We start from the raw sequence: 7,756 nt of genomic DNA on the forward strand, positions 1-7,756 counted from the left end.
GATCACCGCGCCGGGCGCCCCGGCGGCCGCCGCCGCGGCGGGACGCGACGCCGCCGGAGCCGCGGGCGCCGCGGTCTCACCCTCCGCGCCGACCACGCCGAGCAGATCGCCGACCTTCAATTCCGTCCCTTCGCGCGCGGCGATCGCCAGCAGGACGCCGTCCTCGGGGACTTCCACCACGTTGGTGATCTTGTCGGTGGTCACTTCGACCAACTCGTCGCCCTTGTGCAGGGGCTCGCCCTCGCTCTTCAGCCACTTTCCGACGGTGGCCGACACCATGGTCAGGCCCAGCTTGGGGACGCGCACTTCGATGGTCATCGGCGTTCCTCTTTCGGTGTCGCGGATCTCGGGACGGAGCGGCGCGCCGTCAGGCGGCGGCGAGGCGCCGCAGCCGGACGGGATCGCAGAAGAATCCTCGGCGGACGGCCCCGGCGAGGGCCCGCCGCACGTCGACAACCCACGGGCCGGACGCTTCGAGGCGGATGAATCCGACGTCGCCGCGCGCGAATTCGACCTCGCGTTCGCCGTCGAGCGCGACGATGCACGGTGGCGCCTCGATCGCCACGGCCTCGCCGAGGGCCAGCGAATGGACGTCGGAGACGCCGACCGGTAGGACCAGCCCGGGCGCGATCGGCGCGCAGAGGTTGGTGCCGTCGGGCAGGAGGTCGATCCAGGCGCCGCGCGGCTCGTGCGGCGTGATCGGCGACAGGCAGCCGACGATCGAGGCGAAGCCGATGTTGTGCGGTTCGCCGCGGGTGACGACGACCCGCCGCAGCCCGGTTGTCTCCCACAGCGCCTTGGCGCCGATGAAGTGGCAGTCGAGCACCACCGCATCGACCAGGGCCTGATCGACCGTCCGGCCGTTCTTGACGATGGTCAGACATTTCGAACGGTAGAGCGCGTCGTCGAGGGTCTCGCCGCGTGCCACCACCCCGGCCGCGAGGCCGGCGATGGTCCCTTCCACCATTTCCGGGAAGACGTTGTTGGTCCCGGTGGAGACGGGCAGGATTGGCGTGTCGCCGCAGACCTTGGCGATCAGCCGGTTGGTCCCGTCGCCGCCGAGGGTCACGATGCAGCCGAGTCCCTTGTCCGCCATCCACCGGGCCGCGGTCTCGGTGTCCTGCGGCAGGCCGGTGAGCACCTGGGGCACGGGTTCGAGCCGCACGCCGAAGGCGACGTCGCTGCGCATGCCCTCGCGGGCCATTTCGACGATCCGGTAGTAGTCGGGCATGTAGACGATCCGCGCCACGCCGGCCGCCTCGCAGGCGAGCAGGATCCGGCGGACGATCGAGACCTTCTCCTGATTGTCGAACACCGTGCCGTGCGCCACCAGGCGGCGGATGTCCCGACCCGATGCAGGGTTGGCGATGATGCCGACCGCGACTTCGTTCATGGCGACGATCCCTTCGCGAGGGCCGACGGCCGAAGCCGTCGGCGGTGGGCGGGAGGGGCTCAGAACAGTTCCTTGACGGCGCGGGTGATGTCGGCCGCCTGCGGGATGAACATCGCCTCGAGCACCGGGCTGAACGGCACCGGCGTGTCGGGCGCGGTCACCCGCTTGATCGGCGCATCGAGCAGGTTGAAGCCGCGGTCGGCGATCACCGCCGCCACTTCGCCGCCGAAACCGGCGGTCCGCACCTCCTCGTGGACGATCACCGCGCGGCTGGTGCGACCGACCGAGTCGAGGATCGCATCGACGTCGAGCGGCGTGATGGTCCTGAGGTCGAGCACTTCCGCCTCGATGCCGTCCGCGGCGAGGCGCTCGGCCGCCTCCAGCGCCTTGCCGACCATCGCCGACCAGGTGATGATCGTGACGTCGCGGCCGGGGCGCTTGATCTCGGCCTTGCCGAGCGGCACTTCCCAGTCGCCGTCCGGAACCTCGCCGGACAGCCCGAACAGGCCCTTGTGCTCGAGGTAGATCACCGGGTTGTTGTCGCGGATCGCCGCGAGCATCAGGCCCTTGGCGTCGGCCGGGGTGGCCGGGGCGACCACCTTGATGCCGGGGATGTGGGCGAACCAGGCGTCGAGGCTCTGGGAATGCTGGGCGGCGGCGGAGAAGCCGGCGCCGCAGGGCGCCCGCACCACCAGCGGCACGGTGATCTTGCCGCCGAACATGTAGTGCATCTTGGCGGCGTTGTTGAACAGCTCGTCCATGCACACGCCCATGAAGTCGACGAACATGATCTCGACGATCGGGCGCAGGCCGACGGCCGCGGCACCGGTCGCGAGCCCCATGATCGCGGTCTCGCTGATCGGGGTGTCGACCACCCGCTTCGGTCCGAATTCCTCGTAGAGACCCTTCGTCTGGCCGAAGCAGCCGCCGAAGGCGCCGACGTCCTCGCCGGCCAGAAACACGTTCGGATCGCTCCTCATCGCCACGCGCATACCGTCGCGCAGCGCTTCCATGTAGGTCATCTGGGTCATGACGGTTCTCCTCGGGGCTGCGGTCAGGCGGCGTAGACGTCGCTGAGGAGATCGCCGGCACCGGGCAGGCGGCTCTCCTCGGCGAAGCGAACGGCGGCGGCGATTTCGGCGTCGACCTTGTCGTGCAGGGCGCGGATCGCGGCGGCGTCGGCGAAACCGAAGTCCTGCAGCTGCTTCTCGAGCCTGGGGAGCGGATCGCGGGCGATCCAGGCCTTCTGTTCGGCCGGGTCCTTGTAGGTGCCCGGGTCGCCTTCGAAATGGCCGCGCTGGCGCCAGGTCTTGTACTCGAGCAGGGTCGGTCCGTCGCCGCGGCGCGCCCGCGCCACCGCCTCCGACGCCGCCTCGTAGACCGCGACCACGTCGTTGCCGTCGACCGTCACGCCGGGAATGCCGTAGGCGCCCGCCCGATCGGAGACGTCGGTGACGTTCATGTGGTGCGACTGGCGGTTGGAGATGCCGTAGAGATTGTTCTCGCAGACGAACACCGCCGGCAGCTTGAAGGTCGAGGCGAGGTTCAGGGACTCGTGGAAGGTGCCGCGGTTGGACGCGCCGTCGCCGAAGAAGGCGACCGCCACCGCATCGGTGTCGCGGTAGCGGCAGGCGAAGGCCGCCCCGCCGGCGATCGGCATGCCGGCCCCGACGATGCCGTTGGCGCCGAGGATGCCGAGATTGGCGTCGGCGATGTGCATCGAGCCGCCCTTGCCGTGGCAATAGCCGGAGGCCCGGCCGTAGAGCTCGGCCATCATCAGATCGAGCCGGCCACCCTTGGCGATCAGGTGTCCGTGCCCGCGATGGGTCGAGGTGATGTAGTCGCGATCGCCGAGACAGGCGCAGACGCCGACGGCGATCGCCTCCTCGCCGATGTAGAGATGCACGAAGCCGGGAACCTTCTGCGCCGCGAACAGTTCGATCGCCTTGTTCTCGAACTGGCGGATCCGCAGCATGCTCTCGTACATGCCGAGCAACAGTACCGAATCGACCTTCATGGGTGCCTCCTGCGTTCGACCGCAGATTGTCCTTCGTTGCCGCCCGGCGACGCCGACCGGGAGGGCGGGAGTTGGTTCATCGGTTCGACGGCCCGTGTCGTCGCCTCAGGCGATCGACACGGTGACGGCCGCCAGGGCGACGACGATCCGGTCGCCCGCGCCGAGGCGATCGACGTGGAGCCCTCGGGTGACCATGCCGCCGTCGGTGACGTCGACCGTCACCCGGCCGAACGGCACCTCCGCACCGACCGCCGTGGCGTCGAGCCGGTCGGGGAACGGGCAGGCGACGTGCACGCGCACGTGCATCTCGTCGGGATCCGCGAGCCCGGCGATCTCAAAGAGTCCGCACAGGCAGGAGCGTGAAATCGCATCGCGGACTGCGCGCGTCGCCGCTTTGGTGACGTCCGCGCCGTGCAGATCGATGCCGGTGCCGAGTTCGACGACGTAACGTCTCATGTCCGGACCGCCTTCGGGGCTTGGAGTTGCCGTACCCGAGCGGTATCGCAACGCGCGTGCCAGCCGCGGCGACCGGCGAAAACCGGCCCTTCCGGCCGCAGCACCGCGACGACGACGCGATGCATTGCGTCGAAATCGAACACCTGGGGCATCGACCGTTCCGTGTGTCGGCGAGTGCATGCCCAACAGGTTGCGCGGAGAGTATAATATTACGCGACATCGACTAAAGACGTGTTCAGTTCTCGAACATTGTACACTTCCACGCGCGCGTGGTAGAAAGTTGCACGACGGTCGTCGGCGTCATCGATTGCGACGCGAACAGGTTCACGCGGTCGACGAACGCTGGGCGGCGTCCATCATTCGGCATGGCGCGAGGCCCATCGTGACTCTGCTGATCCATCGACCCGACACGCGTACCCCTCCGCGCCGTCCGTCGCACGACGGACGCCCGCCGGACACCGCGACGCCGGGGTCCGCCTCGCCACTGATCCGCTACAGCACCGGCCGGATCGACTACGCCACCTGGAAGCGCTTCGTCGACACCGGCACGGCGAACGACATCGATCCGTTCCTGGCCCAGTCGTGGAAGCGCTGCGTCGATCTCGGCGTGACGCCGACCCGGAAGCATCCGGTGGTCCGCTCGGTGCCGCTGTCGGCGACCGACGAGCGCATCTTCGACCTGTCCCGCCAGCTGGACGAGACGCTGCGGCCGGCTCTCGAAGCGAACGGCATGATGATCTGCATCACCGATGCCGAGGGACGACTGGTCCGGACCTACGGCGATGCGGCGACCCTCCGGCAGGCCAATCGTCTGCATTTCGGTCCGGGTGCCGATTGGACGGAAGGCAGCGTCGGGACCAATGCGATCGGCACGGCGCTGGAGACCGGCCGCTTCGTCCAGATCTTCGGGCAGGAACACTTCTGCCTCGAGCACCACATCTGGCGCTGCACCGCGGCTCCGTTCTTCGATCCCTCCGGCCGCCTGATGGGCTGCATCGACATATCCAGCGGCACCGAAATCGATCATGGCCTGGCCCTGCGTCTGGTGCTGTGGAGCGTCAGCCGCTTCGAGCGGAGCCTGCTCCAATCCCATGCCCGCGAACTCGAGTATTGGCCGGAAGCCTTGCTGGCCGCCCTACCGGCGCGGGGTGAAGAGGAAGGGCACGTCGTCGTCCAGAGCGAAGGCCGGGTCGTGAGCATCGACGAGCAGGCCCGTCGGCTGCTCGGTGCGGCGTCCGGGTGGATCGTCGGCCGCATGGTCGGGGATCTGTTCGACATCGGGCCGTTCGCCGGTCGGACCGACCTGCCGGCGGGTCCGGTGCGGATCGGGTTGAAGGGACGGACCCGGTCGGAGGTCATGGCCGAGGCGGTTCCCCTGCGCTCGCCGGCCGGCCTGTGGCTCGGGATGCTGATCCGCCTGCGCGCCTCGACGCAGAAGACGCTGTCGCAGCCGCAGGTTTCCCGTCTCGATCGGGCCGGGGATCCGGCTCCGCACGAGCGTGACGGAAGACCCGCGGCGGCCGTACCGCCGTTCATCGGCGACGGCGAGGCCGCCCGTCACATCCGCCGGCAGATCGCCGCCTTCGCCCAGACCCGATCGACGGTGTTGCTGACCGGCGAGAGCGGCACCGGCAAGGAACTGGCGGCGCGCGGCATCCATGCCCAGGGCGAGCGACGAAACGGCCCCTTCGTCGCGGTCAATTGCGGCGCCTTCGCCAAGGACCTGATCCAATCGGAGTTGTTCGGCTACGAGAGCGGCGCCTTCACCGGCGCCGATCGGCACGGCCGCCCCGGCCTGTTCGAACGCGCCGATCGCGGGGTGTTGTTCCTCGACGAGATCTGCGAGTTGCCGCTCGACCAGCAGGCCAATCTCCTGCGGGTGCTCGAGGAGCGGCGGGTGACGCGGATCGGCGGGCGCGCGCCGATCCCGATCGACGTCAAGGTCATCGCCGCGACCAATCGCGACATGGCGGGAGAGGTCCACGCCGGCCGCTTCCGCAGCGATCTCTACCACCGGCTCTGCGTCGCCACGATCACCCTGCCGCCGCTGCGCGATCGCCTCGAGGACGTGCGTGTGCTGGTCGACCACCACTTCGAACGGCTGCGCACGGAGATGGGGCTGCCCGGCGTCACCATCGATCCGGCGACCTACGCCGTTCTCGAACGTCACACCTGGCCGGGCAACGTCCGCGCGCTGTGCAATGCCGTCGAATATGCCCTCAACCAGTATTTCGTGACCCCTTATGCCGTCTTGTCGCCGCAGCATCTGCCGCCGGAACTGGTCCCGCCGGCGAAGACGCCCGGCCGGGAAACGCCTCTGCGGGCCGCGGAGATGCGGGCGATCGAGCGGGCGCTCCTCGATCACGGCGGCAACATCTCGCGGGCGGCGAGAGCGCTCGGGATCGGACGCAACACCCTCTACGCCAAGCTGCGGCGCCTGCCGCACGCGTGATCGCGCCGACCCCAACCCACGCCGACGTGCGCGAGGATCGCCAGACCGCGCCGCGGATGGGTCTCGCCGTCGAGGGTCGGCGACGACCGCCGATCGCGCGCAAAGAAGCGGCGCCCCGAGGGGCGCCGCAGGACTCCGTCGTCCGTGGTTGGTCCACGAGCCGTCGGAGAGGATCAGGAGATGCCGGTCGCCTTGCAGATCAGGGCGCCCACGACGCCGCCGGCCAGCGGAGCCGCCACCGGAACCCAGGAGTAACCCCAGTCCGAGCCGCCCTTGCCGGGGATCGGCAGCACGAAATGGGCGATGCGCGGCCCGAGGTCGCGGGCCGGATTGATCGCATAACCGGTCGGGCCGCCGAGCGAGCAGCCGATGCCCCACACCAGCACGCCCCACAGATAGGGACCGAAGCCCGCCGGCAGCGTGCCGACCCCCTTCGAGCCGATCGCGAAACCGGCGACCACCAGCATGATCGTGACGAGGAATTCCGTCAGCGCATTGGCCGGCAGGTTGCGGATCCCCGGAGCCGTGCAGAACACGCCGAGCTTGGCGGGCTGCGATTCGGTCTCCGCCCAGTGCGGCAGATAGATCAGCCAGACCACCGCGGCACCACAGAAGGCGCCGACCATCTGGGCGGCGATGAAGGGGACGACGTTCGAGAAGTCGCCACTGGTGATCGCGGCGGCGACGGTGACCGCCGGGTTGAGATGGGCGACGCCGCCGACGCCGACGCTGATGATGACACCGAAGAGAACCGCGAACCCCCATCCGGTGGTGCAGACGATCAGACCGGCGCCGTTGCCGCCCGTCTTCTTCAGGTTGAGATTGGCGACCACGCCGTCACCGAGGATGATGAGCGCCATCGTTCCGAGAAATTCACCAAATATCTGTCCGTGCATTGTCGTTACTCCGAGAATCAGAAGTGCTCAGCTTCTTCGGTGACGGTTCATTCGACCCAGTCGAAGGTGCGGGTGACCGCCTTCTTCCAGAAGTGGAACAGCGAGGCGCGTTTTTCTTCGGGCATCGACGGGTTCCAACGGCGATCTTCGGCCCAGTTGGCGACCAGTTCGTCGGTGCCCTGGAAGAAGCCGACGGCCAGACCGGCCGCATAGGCCGCGCCGAGCGCCGTGGTCTCCTGCACCACCGGGCGGACGACCGGCTTGTTCAGGATGTCGGACTGGAACTGCATCAGGAGCTGATTGCGGATCATCCCGCCGTCGGTCCGCAGGTTCGCCAGTTCGATGCCGGAGTCCTGCTCCATCGCGTCGAGCACTTCGCGGACCTGATAGGCGGTCGCTTCGAGCACGGCACGGGCGATGTGGCCCTTGTTGACGTAGCGGGTCAGACCGGCGATCACGCCGCGGGCGCTGTCCTTCCAATACGGCGCATAGAGGCCGGAGAAGGCCGGCACGAAGTACACGCCGCCGTTGTCGTCGACGGT

At 68.8% G+C, this 7,756-nt stretch carries 8 protein-coding genes; 1 reads left to right on the plus strand and 7 read right to left on the minus strand.

Annotated elements, in window-relative coordinates; all coding sequences use genetic code 11:
- The 5 genes from EYW49_RS22490 to EYW49_RS22510 all read right to left on the minus strand — a co-directional run.
- On the minus strand, positions 1 to 318 hold a 318-nt coding region (locus tag EYW49_RS22490), incomplete at its 3' end, for a biotin/lipoyl-containing protein (protein WP_323053003.1).
- A gap of 49 nt (positions 319 to 367) precedes the next feature.
- Positions 368 to 1,393 carry an ATP-NAD kinase family protein gene (locus tag EYW49_RS22495; protein ID WP_131311952.1) on the minus strand — a complete coding sequence of 342 codons (1,026 nt, stop codon included), beginning with the start codon at positions 1,391 to 1,393 and terminating at the stop codon, positions 368 to 370.
- A 59-nt stretch (positions 1,394 to 1,452) separates the two neighbouring features.
- Complete coding sequence (locus EYW49_RS22500) at positions 1,453 to 2,424, minus strand: alpha-ketoacid dehydrogenase subunit beta (protein ID WP_131311954.1); 972 nt, start codon at positions 2,422 to 2,424, stop codon at positions 1,453 to 1,455.
- Between the two features lie 23 nt (positions 2,425 to 2,447).
- Positions 2,448 to 3,410, minus strand: coding sequence for a thiamine pyrophosphate-dependent dehydrogenase E1 component subunit alpha (locus tag EYW49_RS22505; protein ID WP_131311956.1), 963 nt, complete (start codon positions 3,408 to 3,410; stop codon positions 2,448 to 2,450).
- Positions 3,411 to 3,515: 105 nt separating this feature from the next.
- Entirely contained in the window at positions 3,516 to 3,866 is a 351-nt protein-coding gene (locus EYW49_RS22510) for a Lin0512 family protein (protein ID WP_131311958.1), read from the minus strand.
- 382 nt (positions 3,867 to 4,248) lie between these two features.
- Here EYW49_RS22510 and EYW49_RS22515 point away from each other — a divergent pair, with 382 nt between their 5' ends.
- Entirely contained in the window at positions 4,249 to 6,318 is a 2,070-nt protein-coding gene (locus EYW49_RS22515) for a sigma-54-dependent Fis family transcriptional regulator (protein WP_165498385.1), read from the plus strand.
- Positions 6,319 to 6,491: 173 nt separating this feature from the next.
- Here EYW49_RS22515 and EYW49_RS22520 read toward each other — a convergent pair whose 3' ends face one another.
- Entirely contained in the window at positions 6,492 to 7,214 is a 723-nt protein-coding gene (locus EYW49_RS22520; protein ID WP_131311962.1) for an MIP/aquaporin family protein, read from the minus strand.
- A 47-nt stretch (positions 7,215 to 7,261) separates the two neighbouring features.
- A partial coding sequence (locus EYW49_RS22525) for an FGGY-family carbohydrate kinase (protein WP_265937397.1) occupies positions 7,262 to 7,756 on the minus strand: 495 nt, incomplete at its 5' end.

The organism is Siculibacillus lacustris (assembly GCF_004328075.1).
In the GTDB taxonomy this organism is placed as follows: Bacteria; Pseudomonadota; Alphaproteobacteria; order Rhizobiales; family Ancalomicrobiaceae; genus Siculibacillus; species Siculibacillus lacustris.